Origin of the sequence: Streptomyces sp. NPDC020379, assembly GCF_044387105.1 — a bacterium.
Classification (GTDB): domain Bacteria; phylum Actinomycetota; class Actinomycetes; order Streptomycetales; family Streptomycetaceae; genus Streptomyces.
This window is the reverse complement of the sequence record NZ_JBIRVR010000009.1, coordinates 40,507-60,172: the sequence shown is the minus strand read 5'-3', so window position 1 is coordinate 60,172 and position 19,666 is coordinate 40,507. Positions and strand designations below refer to the sequence as shown.

Below are 19,666 nucleotides of genomic sequence, written 5' to 3'. Positions count from 1 at the left end.
TGGATCGCGGGGAGGGTGATCATCAACCCGCGGCACATCCGAGCCCGTCCGGCGTTTGAGGACACCGCCACGTAGCGGTGGTGCCGACGGGGCGCTCCGGCGCACCCCGCTCACTCCGTCGGCACCGCCGCCTCGCGCGCGGCGTCCGGGCCCCGCTCCAGGAGGACGGCGAACCCGTCCTCCTCCAGCACCGGCACCTTCAGCTGCATCGCCTTGTCGAACTTCGAGCCCGGGTTGTCCCCCACCACCACGAAGTCCGTCTTCTTGGACACCGAGCCGGTCACCTTGGCACCGCGGCTCTGGAGTGCCTCCTTCGCCCCGTCCCTGGTGTACGCGGAGAGCGTGCCGGTGACGACCACGGTGAGGCCCTCCAGCGGCCGGGGGCCCTCCTCCTTACCGTGCCCCTCGTCCTCGAAGCGGACGCCCGCGGCGCGCCACTTCTCGACGATCTCGCGGTGCCAGTCCTCGGCGAACCACTGCTTCAGGGACTCCGCGATGATGGGGCCGACGCCCTCGACCGCGGCCAGCTCCTCCTCGCTCGCCTCGGCGATGCGGTCCAGCGAGCGGAACTCCCGGGCCAGGGCCTCGGCCGCGACCGGGCCCACGTGGCGGATGGAGAGCCCGGTGAGGAAGCGGGCCAGCGGGCGCTCCTTCGCGGCCTGGATGTTCTCCAGCATCGCGAGGGCGTTCTTCTTCGGCTCACCCTTTTGATTCGCGAAGAAGGTGACGACCTTCTTCTCACCCGTCTTCGGATCGACCTTGGGCAGGCCGGAATCCATGTCGAGGACGTAGGACTTGATGGGCAGCAGCTCCTCGATCGTCATGCCGAAGAGATCGCCCTCGTTCAGCAGCGGCGGAGTGGCCGGCTCCAGCGGCTGGGTGAGGGCGGTGGCCGCCACATAGCCGAAGTTCTCGATGTCGAGGCACTTGCGGCCCGCCAGGTAGTAGAGGCGCTCGCGGATCTGGGCGGGGCAGGCGCGGGCGTTGGGGCAGCGGAGGTCGATGTCGCCCTCCTTCATCGGCTGGAGGGCGCTGCCGCACTCCGGGCACTCCGCCGGCATCACGAACTCCCGCTCGCTGCCGTCCCGCAGATCGGCCACCGGCCCCAGGATCTCGGGGATCACGTCGCCGGCCTTGCGCAGCACCACGGTGTCGCCGATGAAGACGCCCTTGGCCTTGACGACCTCCTGGTTGTGCAGGGTCGCGAACTCGACCTCGGAGCCGGCGACGGTGACGGGCTCCACCACCGCGTAGGGCGTCACCCGGCCGGTGCGGCCGACACCCACCCGGATGTCGACCAGCTTGGTGTTGACCTCCTCGGGCGCGTACTTCCAGGCGATGGCCCAGCGCGGCGCGCGGGAGGTGGAGCCGAGCCGCCCCTGGAGGGGGATCTCGTCGAGCTTGACGACGACGCCGTCGATCTCGTGCTCCATCGAGTGCCGGACCTCGGGGTCGCCGTAGTGCGCGATGTACTTCCGCACATCCGCGAGCGAGCCGACGACCTCGGCGTGCGCGGCGGTCGGCAGGCCCCACTCGCGCAGCAGCTCGTACGCCTGCGACTGGCGGTCGATGTCGAAGCCCTCGCGGGCGCCGACGCCGTGCACCACCATGTGCAGCGGGCGGGTCCGGGTGACCCTGGGGTCCTTCTGGCGCAGCGAACCGGCGGCGGCGTTGCGCGGGTTGGCGAAGGGCGGCTTGCCCGCCTCCACCAGGCGGGCGTTGAGCTCCTCGAACTTCTCCATCGGGAAGTAGACCTCGCCGCGGATCTCGACCAGCGCCGGGATCCGCTCGCCCTTGAGCCGCTCCGGGATCTCGTCGATCGTCCGGACGTTGGGCGTGATGTCCTCACCGGTGCGGCCGTCGCCGCGGGTGGCGGCGCGGGTGAGGCGGCCGTGCTCGTACGTCAGATTGACGGCGAGGCCGTCGACCTTCAGCTCGCACAGGAAGTGATAGGACGCGCCCTCGCCGACCTCCTTGGCCAGGCGGTCGGCCCAGGTGGCCAGCTCCTCGTCGTCGAAGGCGTTGTCGAGGGAGAGCATGCGCTCGCGGTGCTCGACGGCCGTGAACTCCGTCTCGTACGCCCCGGCGACCTTCTGGGTGGGCGAGTCGGGGGTGCGCAGCGCCGGATACCGCTCCTCCAGCGCCTCCAGCGAGCGCAGCAGCCGGTCGAACTCGGCGTCGCTGACGACCGGGGCATCCTTCACGTAATACCGGAAGCGGTGCTCCTCGATCTGCTCGGCGAGCCGCGCGTGCCGCTCCCGTACCTCCGCGGGTGCCACGACAAGCGCAGCCTCCGCCGCGAGCTGTTCCTCGCCGTGCTGTCCGCCAGCCACCGTCTCGTCCTCCCGTTGATCCATGGGCGAGCCCATGAGCGCCGTCACTCAGGGTTGTCCGCGAGTGATCTCGCCGCCCGGACGCAGTGGGCGAGCGCGGTGCGGGCATATGCGGGCGAAGCGCCCGCGAGTCCGCACGTGGGGGTGACCACCACGGACTCCGCGAGGCTCCCCGGCGACAGCCCCAGCCTGCGCCACAGCGTCCTGACACCCATGACGCTACCGGCAGGGTCTGACAATGGGCCGTCCACACCCGGCACCACGCCCACGAGCAGCTTCGTGCCCGCCTCGACGGCCTCGCCGACGGCTTCTTCCTCACGCTCGGTGAACAGCGAGAAGTCGAAGGAGACACCGCCGGCGCCGGCCCGGCGCAGCAGGGCGAACGGCACGCCGGGAGAGCACGCGTGCACGACGGGCGCCGTGCCCGTGGCCTCGCGCGCGACCGCCACCAGCTCGCGCAGCGCGCCCTCGACCACGGCCCGGTCCACCGCCCGGTAGGTGCGGTAGCCGCTGGCGGTGCGGACGCGACCGGTCAGCACCGGGGTCAGCGAGGGCTCGTCCAGCTGGAGCACCACCTGGGCGCCCGGCACCCGGCGGCGCACCTCGGCGAGGTGCGTCCGCACGCCCTCCGCGAGCGAAGCCGTGAGGTCACGGCAGGCCCCGGGGTCCGCGAGGGCCGCCTCGCCGCCGCGCAGTTCCAGCGCGGCGGCCAGCGTCCACGGGCCGACGGCCGAGACCTTGAGCGCGCCCTCGTAGCCCTGCGTGAACTCCTCCAGGGCGTCGAGGTCCTCGCCCAGCCAGGACCGGGCGCGCTTGGTGTCGCGGCCGGGCCGGTCGCTGATCCGCCATCCGCTGGGCTCCACATGGGCGTAGAGCTCGACCAGCATTCCGGCGGTGCGTCCGATCATGTCCGCGCCCGGGCCGCGGTCGGGCAGCTCCGGGAGGTACGGCAGGGCCTCCAGCGACCCCGTGACGGTCTTGGCGGCCTCCCGGGCGTCGCCACCGGGCATCGACCCGACCCCGGTGGCGACTCCGGGGCCCCAGCTCAACTCGTTCTTCTCGCTCACGCAGGAAGACTACGAGACCGCCGCGGTGCCCCTGACCTCGTGCGCCCGCCGTGGCGTCAGCGGCCGGGGCGGACCGTCAGGTCGTTGATCTCCGCGTCCCGGGGCAGGTCGACCGCCAGCAGGACGGTCTGCGCGACGGAGCCCGGGTCGATCCACTTCGCGGCGTCGTACTCCTTGCCCTCCTGCTGGTGCACCTTCGCCTGCATCGCGGTCGCCGTGCGGCCGGGGTAGACGCTGGTGACGCGTACGCCGTTGCCGTGCTCCTCGGCGCGCAGCGCGTCGGCGAGGGCCTTCAGGCCGTGCTTGCTGGCCGCGTAGACGCCCCAGGTGGCATGGGCGTTGAGCCCGGCGCCGGAATTGACGAAGACGACGTGCCCCTGGGAGACGCGCAGCTGCGGCAGGAAGAGGCGGGTGAGTTCGGCCGGGGAGACCAGGTTGGCCGCGAGCGTGCTATTCCAGGTGCGGGTGGTCATGTCGCCGATGGTGCCGAGGTCGCAGACGCCCGCGATGTGCAGCAGCGAGTCGACGCGGTCGGGCAGCGTCTGCTGGCTGAGCGCCCAGGAGATCCGGTCGGGGTTGGAGAGGTCGGCGACGAGCGTCCTCGCCCCGGGGAAGCGGGCGGCCAGCTCCTTGGCCCGCCCGGCGTCCCGCGCGAAGAGATACAGCTCGTCGCCCCGCGCCAGCAGCCGCTCCGCGACCGCGGCGCCGATGCCCGAGCCGGCTCCGGTGATCAGATGTGTAGCCATGCCTCCACCCTGCCCTATCGCAGGCCGGCGGACTCCTCCAGGTAGGCCATGGCGCCCACGCCGTCCTCCGCGAAGAACACCAGGTCGGTGAGGGGAAGCGGCAGGAAGCCCTCCGCGTCCATCCGCTGGAGCTGCTGCTTGAGGCCGTCGTAGAACCCGGCGGCGTTCAGCAGCACCACCGGCTTGCGGTGGATCCCGTGCTTCTTCAGCTCCAGGATCTCCGTCGCCTCGTCCAGCGTGCCCGTCCCGCCGACCATCACGACCACGCCGTCGGCCCGCGCGAGCAGTTGGGCCTTGCGCTCCGCGAGGTCCCTGGTGATCACCATCTCGTCGGCATCCTCGCGCGCGCTCGCGGCGAGGAACTCGACCGACACCCCCACGAGGCGCCCGCCGCTCTCCTGCACCCCGTCCGCCATCACCTTCATCAGCCCGGACTCGGACCCGCCCCACACCAGCGTGTGCCCGCCCCGCCCGATGAGCTCGGCGAACTGCCGGGCGGGGGTGGTGTAGCGGTCGTCGAGGTCGGCGGCGGAACAGAAGACGGCGATGTTCATGGGGACACGGTACGCACCGGCGTCACGGCGTCCAAGCAGATGATCATGAGTGCGGTCGCCGACAAGCCGCAGGTGTCGTCGAACCGACCGAGACCGGTCGAACCCTTCCCCACTCGGTCCCCGCCCGCCACGTCCTGCCTCCGGGAGCGGGCCGGTCGGTAGGCTGAATCGCCAGCCGATCGAGGAGGCGACTTCTGCATGAGCGGCCAGCCTGGGCACCACCACGACGGGCCCCTGATCCCGATGCCCGAGCTCACTCTGCCCGCACTGCGCCGCGCGATCGCCACGGTCGCCCCCGGGCAGTTGCCAGAATTGTTCGACGAGATGCAGACGGCCTTCGACCGGGCCTCCGAGCACGACAGCATCGGCCCCATCCGCCTGTTCTTCCGGCGCTGGGGCACGGTCGTCGCCATTGAACGAGATCCTGCGCGAGCGGCTCGCTTCCATGCCGCAGAGGAGCGGATGCGGACGAGTGGTGACGCGGCCGAAAGACAAGAGGCCATTCACGAGATCGGGACCATCATCCGCGCGGCCCAGCGCGAGGTCGAAGACCTGGAGGCCGGGTGAGCGACTGGGCGTGGGAGTACGACCCGGACGGCTACGGCGACACCCTGCCGCCCGGCGTGCGGGCGGCAGTCGAGCACATCGCCGCCGATCTGGCCGTCGCCAATTCCATGGTGTACCTCGATGGGGCGGCCTATGAGGGCCAGTCACCACCGGTACGTCGCGAGTACGGGACGACGACGGACGGCCACGCCTTCATGGTCACCTACGTGACCGATGTACGGGGCGAGCGCGTGGTCGTCGTCAGTGTGTCCGTCCACTGACCCGCCTACCGGGGGGCCGCGCCCGTCCGCGTCCGCTCCGTCGAAGCGATCGTCGCCGACCCCACCACCCGCGTCTCGTCGTAGAGCACGATCGCCTGGCCCGGGGCCACGCCTCGGACGGGCTCCGCGAAGGAGACCCGCAGCTCGCCGTCCACCAGCTCGGCCGTGACCGGGGTCTCGCCGCCGTGGGCGCGGAGCTGGGCCGTGTAGGTGCCGGGGCCCGTGGGGGCCGTGCCGCACCAGCGGGGCTTGATGGCGGTCAGGGCCGAGACGTCGAGGGCCTCCACCGGGCCGACCGTGACCGTGTTGTTCACCGGGGAGATGTCCAGGACGTAGCGCGGCTTGCCGTCCGGCGCCGGGTGCCCGATGCGCAGGCCCTTGCGCTGGCCGATGGTGTAGCCGAAGGCGCCCTCGTGGGTGCCCAGCTTCGTGCCCGACTCGTCGACGATGTCGCCGTCGGCCCTGCCCAGGCGGGAGGCCAGGAAGCCCTGGGTGTCGCCGTCCGCGATGAAGCAGATGTCGTGGCTGTCGGGCTTCTTCGCCACGGCCAGGCCGCGCCGCTCCGCCTCCGCCCGGATCTCTTCCTTGGTCGTCAGGGTGTCGCCGAGCGGGAACATCGCGTGCGCCAGCTGCCGCTCGTCGAGCACGCCGAGCACATAGCTCTGGTCCTTGGCCATGTCGCTGGCCCGGTGCAGCTCACGGGTGCCGTCGTCCTTGAGGACGACGGTGGCGTAGTGGCCGGTGCACACCGCGTCGAAGCCGAGCGCGAGGGCCTTGTCGAGCAGCGCCGCGAACTTGATCTTCTCGTTGCAGCGCAGGCAGGGGTTGGGCGTCCGGCCCGCCTGGTACTCCGCGATGAAGTCCTCGACCACGTCCTCACGGAAGCGCTCCGCGAGGTCCCACACATAGAACGGGATGCCGATGACGTCGGCGGCGCGGCGGGCGTCGCGCGAGTCCTCGATGGTGCAGCAGCCGCGCGCGCCCGTACGGAACGACTGCGGGTTCGCGGACAGCGCGAGGTGCACGCCGGTCACCTCGTGGCCCGCTTCCGCGGCGCGGGCGGCGGCGACGGCGGAGTCGACACCGCCGGACATGGCGGCGAGTACGCGCAGCGGCCCCTTGCGGGGGGCCTTCGGGTCGGGTGCACCGGGGAAGTCAGTCATAACCCTTCCAGGGTACGGGGCGCCGGCCGCGGGCTCGGCGGTGATCTCCGGCAGCCCTCGATGGTCCGGTGCGCCCATGGGGGTGCGCCTTGCGCTCCGCACGCGGCCGCGGGCCTGGCGGGGGCCGTTCGCGCAGTTCCCCGCGCCCCTGTCGGGGGCGCGTCTCGTATCCCCGGCTGCGGGGGGGGAATCGTGTGACCAGCCCCCACAGGCTGACGAACCGGGGCCCGGGGCAGAGCCCCCGGGATCAGCTCAGGCCGGCGGTCCGGGCGCGCGAGACGACCGGGCCGATCGCCTTCGCCACCGCGGCCACGTCCGCCTCCGTCGACGTATGCCCCAGGGAGAAGCGCAGCGTCCCCCGCGCCAGGGCCGGGTCGGTTCCCGTGGCGAGCACCACGTGGCTGGGCTGGGCCACGCCCGCCGTGCACGCGGAGCCCGTCGAGCACTCGATGCCCTGCGCGTCCAGGAGCAGCAGGAGGGAGTCGCCCTCGCAGCCGGGGAAGGAGAAGTGCGCGTTCGCGGGCAGCCGCCCGGCGGGGTCGGGGTCGCCGCCGAGCACCGCGTCCGGCACGGCGGCCCGTACCGCCGCGACCAGGTCGTCCCGCAGGGCCCCGACCTCGCGCGCGAAGTCCGCGCGCCGCTCCGCGGCCAGCGTGCCGGCCACCGCGAAGGCGGCGACGGCGGGCACGTCGAGCGTCCCGGAGCGCGCGTGCCGCTCCTGGCCGCCGCCGTGCAGCAGGGGTACGGGCGCGTACTGCCGCCCGAGCAGCAGGGCGCCGATCCCGTACGGCCCGCCGACCTTGTGGCCGCTGACCGTCATCGCGGCGAGCCCGGAGGCGGCGAAGTCCACATCGAGCTGGCCGAACGCCTGCACGGCGTCGGCGTGCAGGGGTATACCGAACTCGGCTGCCACGGCGGCCAGTTCACGGACCGGCATGACCGTGCCGATCTCGTTGTTGGCCCACATCACGGTGGCGAGGGCCACGTCGCCGGGGTCGCGGGCGATCGCCTCGCGCAGCGCGTCGGCGTGCACCCGGCCGTGGGCGTCGACGGGGAGGTACTCCACGGTCGCGCCCTCGTGCTCGCCGAGCCAGTGCACGGCGTCGAGCACGGCGTGGTGCTCGACGGGGCTGGCGAGGACGCGCGTACGGGCCGGGTCCGCGGCGCGGCGGGACCAGTACAGCCCCTTGACGGCGAGGTTGTCCGCTTCGGTGCCGCCCGCGGTGAACACGACTTCGCTGGGGCGCGCGCCGAGCGCCGCGGCGAGGGACTCGCGCGACTCCTCGACGGTGCGGCGCGCCCGCCGCCCGGCGGCGTGCAGCGAGGAGGCGTTGCCCGTGCGGGCGAGCTGGGCGGTCATCGCCTGCACCGCCTCCGGGAGCATCGGGGTGGTGGCGGCGTGGTCGAGGTAGGCCATGGTGGGGACGATTCTACGAGGCGCCGCGCTTGGCGGTTCCCTTGTGGGTGGGGGTTGGCGGAGGCACGCGCCAGCGCCGTGCGCGGGTGCGTCGCGCCTGCGGCGGGCTTTCCCCCTGCCCGCCCCTTCCCGCTGCGTCCGATGTGCGCCTCCGCCGCGTGGGGCGCGTGACCCAGGCCCCCCGGCTGCGGGCCGGTTCGCCGCCTGCGGCGGGAGCGGCCTCGGGGGACCCCCGGACGAAGTCTGGGGAGCGTCCTCAAACGCCGGACGGGCTGATCCGGCCGATCCGAGATGCGCGATCCGGCCCGTCCGGCGATCGAGGACACCGCGCGAAGCGTGTTGCGGGGTCCGGGGGCTCGCCCCCACACGGCGGCACAGCAGACGCGGCCGGGAAGGGGCGGGCCCGGGGAACAAAGCCGCCGCAGGCGACCGCGAGCCTCACACTCCCCGCGGCACCAGCGCCAGCTGACGCGACTGTGCCACCAGACAGTCCTCGCTGTCCCAGACCTCCGCGTCCTCCTCCAGGAAGCCGCCCGCGAGGTTGCGCGTGGTGATGGAGACGCGGAGGAGGCCGGGAGCGGGGCGGCGGCGGACGTGGGTGGTGAGTTCGACCGTGGGGACCCATCCGTTCAGGCCCATCTCGAAGGCCGTCGGCGGCAGCGCGTCCACCGCCAGCAGCAGCGAGAGCGCGTCGGCGGGCCGCCCGTCCGCCAGCCCGAACCAGGCGCGCATCTCGCCCCGCCCGCTCGGCGCGCCCACGGCCCAGCCGGCCGTGGCGGGGTCGAGCCGGATGTCGAGCCGCCCGGAGATCTCGGGGGCCGGGCCGCCGGCCGGGCCGTCCTCCTTGCCGAGGCAGTGCTCGTAGGGCGGCATGGCGGGCGGCTTGGCCGTCGTGCGGATGTCGTCGGTGAGGGTGCCGAGGTCGCCGTGGGTGGCGAGGACCCGGACGCGCTCGACCTCGGTGCCGTCCTCGGCTCTCTGGACCAGCGACGCCTGCCCGGTGGAGAGCGTACGGCCGGTGCGGATCAGCTCGGTCCGTACGACGGCGGGGCCGGGCCGGGCGGCGGAGAGGTAGTGCGCGGTGACGGAGAAGGGGTCCGGGTGCGGCAGCGCGGTGCCGAGGGCGCGGCCGAGGAGGGCGAGGAGGTAGCCGCCGTTGACCGTGCCGAAGACGGTCCACCCGGCGGAGAGGTCCGCGTCGTAGTCGGCGCGCCGGCCGTCCCGCTCGCGCGGCGACAGGGCGGTGTCGCGGTCGAATTCGCTGTTCCCGATGGTTCCCAGAGCCATGGGCCGAAAATACACCGAGAAGTTACTGATGGGTAGGTCAGTCGGCGGCGGAAGCGGTCAGACTTCTTCCGCCGCCGCGCTCCTGCGGTGCCACGCGCGCGGCGCCCGCCAGTGGTAGTGCATGGCCAGCAGCCGCAGCACGAAGGCCGTCAGCACGGGAAGCGCGCTGGTCGTGGCGTCGAGCGCGTCGAAGCGGATGAGCAGCGCGGCCATCGCCGCGCCGACCATCGCGGGCACGGCGTAGAGGTCGCGGTCCCAGCGGAGCAGCGAGGGCACCTCGTGCGCGAGGATGTCGCGCAGCACTCCGCCGCCGACGGCCGTGGCGAGGCCGAGGGTGGCGGAGGAGGTGAGGCCGAGCCCGTGCGCGTACGCCTTCATCGTGCCCGTCACACAGAACAGCCCGAGCCCGGCGGCGTCGAAGACCCCGACGGCCTTGGTGATCCGCTCGACCTCCGGGTGCAGGAAGAAGACGATCAGCGTGGCGAACAGCGGGGTCAGGAAGTAGCCGAGGTCGGTGAAGGCCGCGGGCGGCACCGCGCCGATGATCAGGTCCCGGAACAGCCCGCCGCCCAGCGCCGTGACCTCGGCGAGCACGGCCATGCCGAAGACGTCGAAGTTCTTGCGCACGGCGAGGAGCGCGCCGGAGATCGCGAAGACGAAGATCCCGGCGATGTCCAGCAGATGCTGGACGGAGGGGCTGAACAGATCGGTGAGCACGCGACATTCTTACTCGAACGCACGCTCCTTCCTCCGCCCACGGCCCTCGAAACCGGACGGGCCGGACGAACCGGCCCGCCCGGGCGGTCAGGAGGAGGCCACGGCCGGCTCCGGGGCGTTCTCCGGGTGGTGGCAGGCCACCCGGTGTCCGGTGGCCAGTTCGAGCAGCGGCGGCTCCTGGGTGGAGCACACCTCCGTCGCCTTCCAGCACCGCGTGTGGAAGCGGCACCCCGAGGGCGGCGAGATGGGCGACGGCACGTCGCCCTTGAGCAGGATCCGCTCCCGCCTGGCGCGCCGTTTGGGGTCGGGCACCGGCACCGCGGAGAGCAGCGCCTTGGTGTACGGGTGCATCGGCTTCTCGTAGAGCGACTTGCGGTCGGTGAGCTCGACGAGCTTGCCGAGGTACATCACCGCGATCCGGTCGGAGACATGCCGGATGACGGACAGGTCGTGGGCGATGATCACGTAGGTCAGGCCCAGCTCGTCCTGGAGGTCGTCCAGCAGGTTGACCACCTGCGCCTGGATGGAGACGTCCAGGGCGGAGACCGGCTCGTCGGCGACCACGAGCTTGGGGTTGAGGGCGAGCGCGCGGGCGATGCCGATGCGCTGCCGCTGGCCGCCGGAGAACTCGTGCGGATAGCGGTTGTAGTGCTCGGGGTTGAGACCCACCAGCTCCAGCAGCCGCTGGACCTCCCGCTTCACCCCGCCCTCGGGCGTGACGCCCTGGAGCTTGAAGGGGGCGCCGACGATCGTGCCGACGGTGTGCCGGGGGTTCAGCGAGGAGTACGGGTCCTGGAAGATCATCTGTATGTCGCGGCGCATCGGGCGCATCCCGGAGGCCCCGAGGTGGGTGATGTCCCTGCCCTGGAACTCGACCCTGCCACCGGTGGGCTCCAGCAGCCGGGTGATCAGCCGGCCCATGGTCGACTTCCCGCAGCCGGACTCCCCGACCACGCCGAGGGTCTCCCCCGGGCGCACCTCGAAGCTGATGCCGTCGACCGCCTGCACCGCGCCGACCTGGCGGCGCAGCAGTCCCTTGGTGATGGGGAAGTGCTTGACCAGGCCCTCCACCTTCAGCAGCGGCCCGGCCCGCTCGGGTGCCGCCTGCTGCCCGGGGATGGTCACGTCTTGCTCCGGCACGGTGTCGTCCTTCACAGCTTGGGCGCAATCTCTTCGGTCCAGATGCGGGTCCGCTCCTCCTGGGACATATGGCAGGCGGCGACGTGCCGCCCGTCGCCCTCGCCGGAGACCAGCCGCAGTTCGGGCCGCTCGGTGCGGGTGATGCCGCCTTCGGGGATGTCGGCGTAGGGGCAGCGGGGGTTGAAGGCGCAGCCGGACGGCACATTGATCAGACTGGGCGGGGTGCCCTTGACGGGGATCAGCCGCTCGGTCTGGTCGCGGTCGATCCTCGGCATGGAGCCGAGCAGTCCCCAGGTGTAGGGGTGGCGGGGTTCGTAGAAGACCTTCTCGGCGGGGCCGCGTTCGACACAGCGGCCGCCGTACATCACGAGGATGGTGTCGGCCAGTTCGGCGACGACCCCCAGGTCGTGGGTGATGATGATGACCGAGGAGCCGAACTCCTTCTGCAGATCGCGGATCAGGTCGAGGATCTGCGCCTGGACGGTGACGTCGAGGGCGGTCGTCGGCTCGTCGGCGATCAGCAGTTCGGGGTTGTTGACCAGGGCCATCGCGATCATGGCGCGCTGGCGCATGCCGCCGGAGAACTGATGCGGGTAGTCGTCGACGCGGCGGTGCGGCTCGGGGATGCCGACGCGGTCGAGCATCTCCACGGCGCGCTTGCGGGCGGTCTTCCGGTCGGAGGTGTGGTGCACCCGGTGGGCCTCGGCGATCTGCGCGCCGACGGTGAAGTACGGGTGCATGGCCGAGAGCGGGTCCTGGAAGATCATGGCCATCTTCCGGCCGCGCAGGGTGCGTACGTGGTCGGGGTCGGCGGAGATCAGCTCCTCGCCGTCCAGCCACACCTCGCCGGAGATGCGGGCCCGCGCCGTGCGGTGCAGGCCCATGATGCCGAGCGAGGTGACGGACTTCCCCGAGCCCGACTCGCCGACGATGCCGAGCGTCCTCCCGGCCTGGACGTCGAAGCTCACGCCGTCGACGGACTTCACCAGGCCGTCGTCGGTGTCGAAGTGGATGCGCAGGTCACGCACGGAGAGGAAGGCGTCCGGACCCGCGGCCGGAGAGGAGCCGGCCGGCGGCGTGGCGACGGGCTCGCCCACGGCCGCGCCCCCGGTCATGGGCTGTTCCTTGCCGAGCTCGCTCACGAGTACCTCACCCTGGGGTCGATGGCCGCGTAGACCAGGTCCACCAGCAGATTGCACAGGACGATGAAGAAGGCGGCGACCAGGGTCACGCCCATCACGATGGGCAGGTCGTTGTCCTGGATGCCCTTGACGGCGTATTCGCCGATGCCCTTGAACGAGAACACCGTCTCGGTGATGACCGCGCCGCCGAGCAACAGGCCGAAGTCCATGCCGAAGATGGTGACGATCGGGGTGAGGGCGGAGCGCAGTCCGTGCTTGGCGACGACCTTGCTCTCCTTGAGGCCCTTGGCGCGGGCCGTGCGGATGTAGTCCTCGCTCATGGTCTCCAGCATCCCGGCGCGGGTGAGCCGGGCATAGAGCGCGGAGTAGAGGAAGGCGAGGCTGCACCAGGGGACCAGGAGGTTCCAGGCCCACTGCGCCGGATTGTCGGTGAAACTCACGTAGTTGATGCCGCTGCCCCACACCGGCCACTGGACGGTGAGGACGCTCAGGGCCAGCATGCCGGTGAAGAAGATCGGCAGGGAGACGCCGGCCAGGGCCACGCCCATGAAGAAGCGGTCGAAGAAGGTGCCCCGCTTGAGCGCGGAGAGCACGCCGACGGCCACGCCCGAGATCAGCCAGATCACGGCGGCGCCGATCGCCAGCGAGAGGGTCACCGGGATGCGCGAGGTCAGCTGCGGCCAGACCTCGATGTGGCTCTTGAAGGAGTAGCCGAAGCAGGGCGCGGCGCAGTGCGAGGCGTCCGGGCCGAACTTGTAGTCCGCGCCCACCACGATGGCCTTGATGAAGTGCCAGTACTGGGCGTAGATCGGCTGGTCGAAGCCGAGGTTCTTCTTGACTGCGGCGATCGAGTCGGGGTTGGCGTCCTTGCCGACGTACTGAGTGGCGAGTTGGTCGACCGTCTGGCCCGCGATGCGGGGGACGAGGAAGAAGATCGCGAAGGTGACTGCGCTGACCACCAGCAGCAGTAGGACCGCGGCGAACAGGCGTCGGATGATGTACGCAGCCACAGCTGTGCGGCACCGGCGGCCGCGGGCCGGAAGCGTTCCGGCCCGGCGGACGCCGGCACCTTCACCTGCCTTTCCAGAATCTACGGCGGGCTGGCCCGCTGCTACTTGGAGGAGCCCATCAGCAGGTAGTCGTACATGCCGAGGTACGCCTGGGTGACCGTGACGTTGGTCGCGGAGTCGGGCCGGAAGAGCAGGTTCTTGCGGTAGATCAGCGGCACCGCGGAGGCGTTGTCGACGATCATCTTGTCGATGTCGCCCCACGCCTTGGTGCGGGCGGCCGCGTCGGTGTTGCCGATGGCGTCGTTGAGCGCCTTGTTGATCTGCGGGTCGTCCAGCTCCTGGACGTTGTTGCCGCCGGAGGGCTTGATGGCCGAGCCATTGGCGATCTGGTCGAGGAACCCGAAGCCGGTCGGCCAGTCGGCACCCCAGGCGGTCATGATCATGCCCAGGTCATGGCTGTGCACATAGTCCGGCACACCCACGAAGTTGGTGAAGTACTTGCCGGTCGGGAACGTCTTGATGTTCGCCGTGATGCCGATCTTCTTCATCGACGCCTGGACCGCGGTGGCCATGGCCATCTCCGCCGGGCGGTCGGAGCGCGCCGTCAGGTTGGTCGTGAAGCCGTTCGGCTGACCGCACTGCTTGAGCTCGTCCTTGGCCTTGTTGATGTCACCGGCGCTGTTCGGCGTCTCGTAGAGGTTGAACTTCGCGTAGCCGTTGACGGTCGGCGGCAGCAGCGTCGAGGCGACGTCGCCCTTGGGGTCGCCGCCCTGGGCCTGCTGGACGGAAGCCTTGTCGATGCCCCACTGGACCGCCTTGCGGCAGTGGATGTTGTCGAACGGCTTCACGTGCACGTTCAGACCGATGTACGAGCTGGCGCCGGCGTACGAACTGTCCGTCTGCTTCTTGTACTTGCCGCTCAGGACCTTCGGCTGGGTCTGCGGGGCGACGCCGGTGCCGGCCGCGTCGGCCGTCAGGCTGTCGTTGAGCAGGCTGTTGTCGATGGTCGGCTGGAGGATCTTGAACTTGATCGAGATCTTGTCCGGGAGGGCCGGGCGGATCGCGTCCGTCTTCTTGTCCCACTGCGGGTTGCGCACCAGCGTCGCGCTCTTGCCCTCCTCGTACGAGGAGAACTTGTACGGCCCGGAGGAGACGATGTGCTTCACATATTCGGCACCCTTGTCCGCCTTCTGCGGCACGGGTGCGGTCTGCGAGAAGGTCGCGAGGTAGTCGAAGTCGGCGAAGGCGTCCTTGAGATGGAAGACGATCGTCTGGTCGTCCGGCGTCTCGATGGACTTCAGCCCGTCGGGCGACGTGTCCTTGTACGGGCCCTCGTATTTGTCACCGCCCTCCAGGTGGGCCTTGAAGTACGTCGGGCCGTTGGACAGCGCGGCGGGCGCGAAGTTGCTGCGCTCGACCGCGTACTTGACGTCCTTGGAGGTGATCGCCGTGCCGTCCTCGAACTTCAGGCCCGGGCGCAGCTTGTACGTCCAGGTCTTGGCGTCCGGGCTCGGCTTGCCCAGGGACTCGGCGAGGTCGGGGACGACCTCCAGGCCCTCCTTGCCCGCGGCGGGCTTGAAGCTGGTGAGCGTGCGGCCGTAGAGGCGGGAGAAGTTCTGCACCCAGCCGTAGTAGGTGTTGCCCGGGTCGAGCGAGTCGGGCACGTCGGAGACCTCGTAGGTGGCCGTGCCGCCCTTCTTGTCACTCTTGTTGACGATCGAGGCGAGGGCGGCGTCGGCGGCCGCGTTCTTGTCCCCGCCGCCCTTGCCGCCATCGCTCTTCGAACTGCTGCACGCGGACGCCCCCAGCGTCAGCACCACGGCGGTGGCGAGCACCGCCGTCGCTTTTCTTGTCTTCACCTGAGGAAAACCCCCTCTGTCGATGGTTGTGGCGCGGTGGACGGAAGGTCGCCGCGGATCACTTGCTGCGGGGGTCGAGGGCGTCCCGCAGCCCGTCGCCCAGCAGGTTGAATGCCAGCACCGTGATGAAGATGGCGAGCCCTGGCACGAACATGTACTGCGGATCGGCCTGGTAGAGGTCCGTCGCGCTGGTGAGCATGCCGCCCCAGGACGCCTGCGGCGGGGCGATGCCGACGCCGAGGAAGCTGAGCGCGGCCTCGAAGAGGATGTTCGTCGGGATGAGCAGGGTGGAGTAGACGAGGATCGGCGCCACCAGGTTGGGCAGCAGCTCCCGGAAGAGGATGAACGGGCCGCGCGCGCCGAGGCTGCGGGACGCCTCGACGAACTCCCGTTCCCGCAGGCTGAGCGTCTGGGCCCGCACGATGCGGCCCATATAGGGCCAGTTGAAGAAGCCGATCACGAAGATCAGCACACAGATGCGCAGCGGCAGGCCCGAGAGCCCGAAGGCGCCGTCCTGGAGCGCCGCCGAGATGGAGATCGCGAACAGCAGCAGCGGGAAGGCCAGGAAGGTGTCCATCATCCGGCTGATGACGCTGTCCACCCAGCCGCCGTAGAAGCCCGCGACGACCCCGAGCACGGCGCCGATCACCACGGAGAGCAGGGTGGCCCCGGTGGCGACGATCAGGGAGACCCAGGAACCCTCGATGATGCGGGCCAGGATGTCGCGCCCGTACTGCGGGTCGACGCCCAGCGGATGCTCCCAGCTCATTCCGCCGAACCCGCCCTTGGGAGCGAGGAGTTCGGGGTCGATGAGGTCCTGGTGGAACTGGTTGGGATCGAGCCCGAAGACCGACTCGATCGGCTTGGCCAGCACGGCGAGCAGGATCAGCAGCACCACCACGACACCGCCGGCGACGGCGACCTTGTCGCGCTTGAAGCGGATCCAGGCGATCTGGGTGAGCGAACGCCCTTCGATCTGGCTCTTCTTGGCCCCGGCGAGGACGGCCTCGGGCTGCGCCCCGGCAGCCGCCCCGGTGGTCTCGATAGGTGCGGTCACAGTGCCTTTGACCCCTCTCGGCCGGGGGTGACCGGCCCACGCCCGCCGCCGGAGGCGGCTTGGATCTCACATGTACACGTGCAGACTGGTGCAGTTGGTACCGGTGGAGCGGAAGGTCACAAAAGAGGGCCCGTACGCAGGAGCGACGTCCCTTGGAGCGGGAGTCTTCAACGGGGCTGCGATCACCCGCCAGCCCTGGCCGGGAATGGATGCGCAACCGTGATATGACCAGTCGGCTTCCGTTATCCGAACGCCGGGGGTCAGTGAGCGGTCGACTGTCTGCCGGACGGCAACTCGTGCCGCCTGCAAGCATATTGGGGCCGGCGCGGAACGGAACCCGGTCAGTACGCCTGCGGCGCCGCGCCCGGCTGCCGGCCCTGGGCAGTGCCGCCGGGATAGCCGACCGGCGGATAGCCGTAACCCCCGCCAGGGGCACCGCCATGTGCGTCACGGTCGAAGAAGGGACGGGCGTTGGCCCTCATCCACATCGCGACCGGGTCGTGCTCGTCCGACATCGCCACCGTGGACACCGGCAGCCCCTCGGGCACCGCGCCGACCGACTGACGCATCATCGACCGCACCGACTCCACGGCGGCCTGCGAGCTGTCGTACAGATCGAGGCCGATGGCGAGATAGGGGGCGCCCAGCGCGGGCTGCACCCAGGCGCGGCGCAGCGCCCGCACCGCGGGGGTGCGGTGGGCGTTCTGCCCGAGCAGGGCGTAGAACTGCGGGAGCTCCAGGGACGGCTCGCAGAGCCGCAGCGGCCCGGCGGGCAGCCGGTCGAGTCCGGTCGCGATCCGCCGCAGGTCCAGCCAGGGCACGCCGACGCCGCCGCCGGGGGCGTGCGGGTTGAGCCACAGGCCCCAGCGGTCGGGGTAGAGCGAGCCCGCGACGGCGCGGCCCGGGACGACGGCGTGGGCGCGGTTCCAGCCACTGGCGGCGAGCTCCTGGGCGGAGGTGACGCACGGGGCGTAGCCGAGGCCGTCGATCTCCATGTTGCCGTACTGCGCGTCGGGCGAGCCCGCCTGGCCGTGCCAGAGCAGCATCCAGACACTGCCCTCGGCCAGGGCCTGGAGCAGCGCCTCGTAGGTGTCGTACCGACCGGGCGCCACTTGGCGCAGCATCTGCTCCACGCCGCTCTCCGCGCCCGCGCTCACCTGGGTCCGCCTCTTCTCTCGGCCGTCTCCCGGCCGCCCACTTTGGTGCCCCGGGGCGCGGCAGCGCCCCCGGTCCGGTCATCCAACCAGCTTACGAGCCCGCGGCGGCGGGCACGGGAGGAGTCACAGGTCACGGTCGTAGAACGGGCGGACCCGAGCCGACATCCAGTCACCGACCGGGTCCCGCGCGACGTCGAGGAAGACGAGCTGCACGGGCCAGGCCACGGGCGCCGTGCCGAGCGCCCGGCCGAGGGCGTCCAGGACGGCGGCGCGGCTGCCGGGGTCGGGCAGGTCGAGCTCGACGCCGATGAAGAGCGCGGGGTCGCCGCCCTCGACGCTGGCCAGCGTCCGGCGCGCGGTCCGCACGACCTTGGCGGCCGCGAACTCCAGCCCGGCGGCGGCGAGGAAGGCGGTGGGCTCGTCCTGCCAGTCCGGCTCGAAGAGCCGCACCCGGCCACCGGTGGCGTCGCCGTCGAGGGCCGTGCGGCCGGCCCGGCAGAGCTCGGCGACGGCGGGCGGCGGGAGCGGCGCCCCGACGGCGCCGTCGGGGTTGACCGCGATGCCGACCTGCGGGGGCAGGCCGCGGGCGAATTCGACGGCGGGCGCCACGGTGAAGGACATCCGGTCGCCGACGACGCGCAGGAACTCCGCCTCGGAGCTGAACACCGGTACGTAGGCGGCGCCGTCCAGCTCCAGGGTGGGGATGTCGAGGTCGGGGCTGTCGGGCCCGCCACCGTTCGGCAGCGGCACCCACAGGTGACTGCGGCCGAGCACCTCGACGATGCGGGCACCGGCGCCGGGCACGCCCAGGGAGGCGGCGAGCACCGCTTCGAGTTCATTGGCGGGCCAGCCCTCGGGGAGGCCGCCAAGGGGGGCACCGGCCGGGGCCGTGGGCCGACCGTACTGCTCGGGGATGCTCATCTCGTCCAACTCGCCCAACGCCGTCCAACCACCGTATCGACAAAGCCGCAACCGAACCCTAACGGCTGCACCCCCGTCCGCTCCCGCCGGCTGCCGGAATCGGCACCGATGTCCCAGGTCAGGACGGATCGGGGGATGAATCAAGAGATGATTCCTCCCCCACCGGGAACGACGCTCGCAGCGGGCATCGGGTTGCACGGGACCACCACCCGCCACACGGCAGCACCCGTCAGCCGAACGCGAGCCGGCCGAGCCCGTCGGCGGTGCGCCGGGACAGCAGCACCACCGACGCCGCACCGCGCGGCACCTCCCCCGCGGCGGCGCCGGCGAGCAGCCGGCCCATCGCCCGCCGGTGCCTGCGGAACGCGTACGCCGAGACCCCCCGGCCGCGCGCCCACTGGCCCACCAGCGCCGTCCTCGCGTCGACGTCCAGTACCACCAGGTGCGCCCCGGCCCCGCGCCGCCGCGCGGCGCGCGCGGCCCACCGCCGCACCCAGCTCCGCTCCCCGCAGTCGTGCACGACGACGCTCGCCCCGGACCGCAACGCCCGCCGCAGCGCGGCGTAGTGGAGGACCCGCACGGCCGGCCGGTAGACGCCGTACGGCAGGCGGCGTGGCACGCACCGCTCCAGCCGCTCGCGGATGTCCTGCGAATCGACGCACCACACGACCTCGCCCGCGCCGTCCAGGGCGGGCACCACCCGACGTATCAGCGTGGACTTCCCGCTGCCGGGCAGCCCGGAGACGATCACCAGATGCCCGGCCGGATAGCGCAGCTCCACGCGCGCCGGGCCGCCGCGCAGGTCGACGACGCCCGACGGCGGCCCGAGCGCCTCCGGTTCGCGTGGCGCGGGCTCCGCCCGCCCCGCCTCCGTGCTTCGCGTCCGCACCCGATCGCCCTCCCCCGTCCCCGGCCTGCCCCGTCCTCATGAAACGTAAAGAAAAGGTAATCCAATTGAGAGGCCGGTGGGCAGTTCCTCACGCGCCGGTCCGTGCAATGATGTGCGCGCCAACTGCGTACCCAACTGCATACCGGCCGCTCGAATCCACGCGGGAGAGTTCCAGCCATTGAGCTGGGCGCCGAAGGAGCAAGTTCCTCCCTTGAATCTCTCAGGCCCCGTACCGCGTGGGTGAGGCAGATCTGAAAAGCGGGCCGCACGACGCGGCCCCACCCAAGGTGCAAGCCGAGGACGCGCTCGTCGCCGACCGCTCCCGGTGAACCTCTCAGGTTCCGATGACAGATGGGGAGGACGTCCTCACTGCCATGCCT

Annotated in this window: 18 protein-coding genes and 1 riboswitch; of the genes, 2 read left to right on the top strand and 16 right to left on the bottom strand. The window is 71.5% G+C overall.

Translation table 11 applies throughout. The features are described from left to right. Positions 1-110: 110 nt before the first annotated feature. From ligA to ACH427_RS14420, 4 genes are read right to left on the bottom strand one after another with little or no spacing between them, the layout of a single operon-like run. Positions 111-2,357 carry an NAD-dependent DNA ligase LigA gene (gene ligA / locus ACH427_RS14435; RefSeq protein ID WP_398869779.1) on the bottom strand — a complete coding sequence of 749 codons (2,247 nt, stop codon included), beginning with the start codon at positions 2,355-2,357 and terminating at the stop codon, positions 111-113. Positions 2,358-2,377: 20 nt separating this feature from the next. Continuing rightward, complete coding sequence (locus ACH427_RS14430; RefSeq protein ID WP_398869778.1) at positions 2,378-3,400, bottom strand: methionine synthase; 1,023 nt, start codon at positions 3,398-3,400, stop codon at positions 2,378-2,380. 56 nt (positions 3,401-3,456) lie between these two features. Further along, a complete protein-coding gene (locus ACH427_RS14425; RefSeq protein ID WP_398869777.1) occupies positions 3,457-4,146 on the bottom strand; it encodes an SDR family oxidoreductase in 690 nt (229 codons plus the stop codon). 14 nt (positions 4,147-4,160) lie between these two features. Then, the gene (locus ACH427_RS14420; protein WP_398869776.1) at positions 4,161-4,700 is read right to left on the bottom strand and encodes a TIGR00730 family Rossman fold protein; all 540 of its coding nucleotides are present in this window, start codon (positions 4,698-4,700) and stop codon (positions 4,161-4,163) included. 198 nt (positions 4,701-4,898) lie between these two features. On the opposite strand from ACH427_RS14420, the gene ACH427_RS14415 reads away from it, so the two are divergent. Then, the gene (locus tag ACH427_RS14415; protein WP_398869775.1) at positions 4,899-5,267 is read left to right on the top strand and encodes a hypothetical protein; all 369 of its coding nucleotides are present in this window, start codon (positions 4,899-4,901) and stop codon (positions 5,265-5,267) included. Next, positions 5,264-5,527, top strand: coding sequence for a hypothetical protein (locus ACH427_RS14410; protein ID WP_398869774.1), 264 nt, complete (start codon positions 5,264-5,266; stop codon positions 5,525-5,527). The genes ACH427_RS14415 and ACH427_RS14410 overlap by 4 nt, the downstream gene beginning before the upstream one ends. A gap of 5 nt (positions 5,528-5,532) precedes the next feature. Here ACH427_RS14410 and mnmA read toward each other — a convergent pair whose 3' ends face one another. From mnmA to ACH427_RS14350, 12 genes are all read right to left on the bottom strand, one after another. Then, positions 5,533-6,690, bottom strand: a complete 1,158-nt coding sequence (mnmA, locus tag ACH427_RS14405; protein ID WP_398869773.1) for a tRNA 2-thiouridine(34) synthase MnmA — start codon at positions 6,688-6,690, stop codon at positions 5,533-5,535. 247 nt (positions 6,691-6,937) lie between these two features. After that, a complete protein-coding gene (locus ACH427_RS14400; protein ID WP_398869772.1) occupies positions 6,938-8,107 on the bottom strand; it encodes a cysteine desulfurase family protein in 1,170 nt (389 codons plus the stop codon). A 438-nt stretch (positions 8,108-8,545) separates the two neighbouring features. Beyond that, entirely contained in the window at positions 8,546-9,394 is an 849-nt protein-coding gene (locus ACH427_RS14395; protein WP_398869771.1) for a thioesterase family protein, read from the bottom strand. A gap of 57 nt (positions 9,395-9,451) precedes the next feature. Next, on the bottom strand, positions 9,452-10,111 hold the full coding sequence (locus ACH427_RS14390; RefSeq protein WP_398869770.1) for a trimeric intracellular cation channel family protein: 660 nt from the start codon (positions 10,109-10,111) through the stop codon (positions 9,452-9,454). Between the two features lie 87 nt (positions 10,112-10,198). Then, on the bottom strand, positions 10,199-11,251 hold the full coding sequence (locus tag ACH427_RS14385) for an ABC transporter ATP-binding protein (RefSeq protein WP_398869769.1): 1,053 nt from the start codon (positions 11,249-11,251) through the stop codon (positions 10,199-10,201). Positions 11,252-11,262: 11 nt separating this feature from the next. Further along, the gene (locus ACH427_RS14380) at positions 11,263-12,366 is read right to left on the bottom strand and encodes an ABC transporter ATP-binding protein (RefSeq protein ID WP_398869946.1); all 1,104 of its coding nucleotides are present in this window, start codon (positions 12,364-12,366) and stop codon (positions 11,263-11,265) included. A 23-nt stretch (positions 12,367-12,389) separates the two neighbouring features. Next, positions 12,390-13,403, bottom strand: a complete 1,014-nt coding sequence (locus tag ACH427_RS14375; RefSeq protein ID WP_398869768.1) for an ABC transporter permease — start codon at positions 13,401-13,403, stop codon at positions 12,390-12,392. Between the two features lie 101 nt (positions 13,404-13,504). Further along, complete coding sequence (locus ACH427_RS14370) at positions 13,505-15,262, bottom strand: ABC transporter substrate-binding protein (protein WP_398869767.1); 1,758 nt, start codon at positions 15,260-15,262, stop codon at positions 13,505-13,507. A 58-nt stretch (positions 15,263-15,320) separates the two neighbouring features. After that, positions 15,321-16,319 carry an ABC transporter permease gene (locus ACH427_RS14365; protein WP_398869766.1) on the bottom strand — a complete coding sequence of 333 codons (999 nt, stop codon included), beginning with the start codon at positions 16,317-16,319 and terminating at the stop codon, positions 15,321-15,323. Positions 16,320-16,660: 341 nt separating this feature from the next. Continuing rightward, positions 16,661-17,443, bottom strand: coding sequence for an enhanced serine sensitivity protein SseB C-terminal domain-containing protein (locus tag ACH427_RS14360; protein ID WP_398869945.1), 783 nt, complete (start codon positions 17,441-17,443; stop codon positions 16,661-16,663). 156 nt (positions 17,444-17,599) lie between these two features. After that, positions 17,600-18,397 carry an enhanced serine sensitivity protein SseB gene (locus ACH427_RS14355; protein WP_398869765.1) on the bottom strand — a complete coding sequence of 266 codons (798 nt, stop codon included), beginning with the start codon at positions 18,395-18,397 and terminating at the stop codon, positions 17,600-17,602. 229 nt (positions 18,398-18,626) lie between these two features. Next, positions 18,627-19,286 (bottom strand): AAA family ATPase, encoded by a 660-nt coding sequence (locus ACH427_RS14350; RefSeq protein ID WP_398869764.1) that lies wholly within the window; start codon positions 19,284-19,286, stop codon positions 18,627-18,629. Positions 19,287-19,437: 151 nt separating this feature from the next. Then, positions 19,438-19,531: riboswitch (glycine riboswitch) on the top strand. The last annotated feature ends 135 nt before the right edge of the window (positions 19,532-19,666 follow it).

What these genes read in the sequence shown, in the direction of transcription:
- ligA (WP_398869779.1), bottom strand. Translation starts at nt 2,357, where the DNA reads ATGGATCAACGGGAGGACGAGACGGTGGCTGGCGGACAGCACGGCGAG.
- ACH427_RS14425 (WP_398869777.1), bottom strand. Translation starts at nt 4,146, where the DNA reads ATGGCTACACATCTGATCACCGGAGCCGGCTCGGGCATCGGCGCCGCG.
- ACH427_RS14420 (WP_398869776.1), bottom strand. Translation starts at nt 4,700, where the DNA reads ATGAACATCGCCGTCTTCTGTTCCGCCGCCGACCTCGACGACCGCTAC.
- ACH427_RS14415 (WP_398869775.1), top strand. Translation starts at nt 4,899, where the DNA reads ATGAGCGGCCAGCCTGGGCACCACCACGACGGGCCCCTGATCCCGATG.
- mnmA (WP_398869773.1), bottom strand. Translation starts at nt 6,690, where the DNA reads ATGACTGACTTCCCCGGTGCACCCGACCCGAAGGCCCCCCGCAAGGGG.
- ACH427_RS14400 (WP_398869772.1), bottom strand. Translation starts at nt 8,107, where the DNA reads ATGGCCTACCTCGACCACGCCGCCACCACCCCGATGCTCCCGGAGGCG.
- ACH427_RS14395 (WP_398869771.1), bottom strand. Translation starts at nt 9,394, where the DNA reads ATGGCTCTGGGAACCATCGGGAACAGCGAATTCGACCGCGACACCGCC.
- ACH427_RS14380 (WP_398869946.1), bottom strand. Translation starts at nt 12,366, where the DNA reads ATGACCGGGGGCGCGGCCGTGGGCGAGCCCGTCGCCACGCCGCCGGCC.
- ACH427_RS14360 (WP_398869945.1), bottom strand. Translation starts at nt 17,443, where the DNA reads ATGCTGCGCCAAGTGGCGCCCGGTCGGTACGACACCTACGAGGCGCTG.
- ACH427_RS14355 (WP_398869765.1), bottom strand. Translation starts at nt 18,397, where the DNA reads ATGAGCATCCCCGAGCAGTACGGTCGGCCCACGGCCCCGGCCGGTGCC.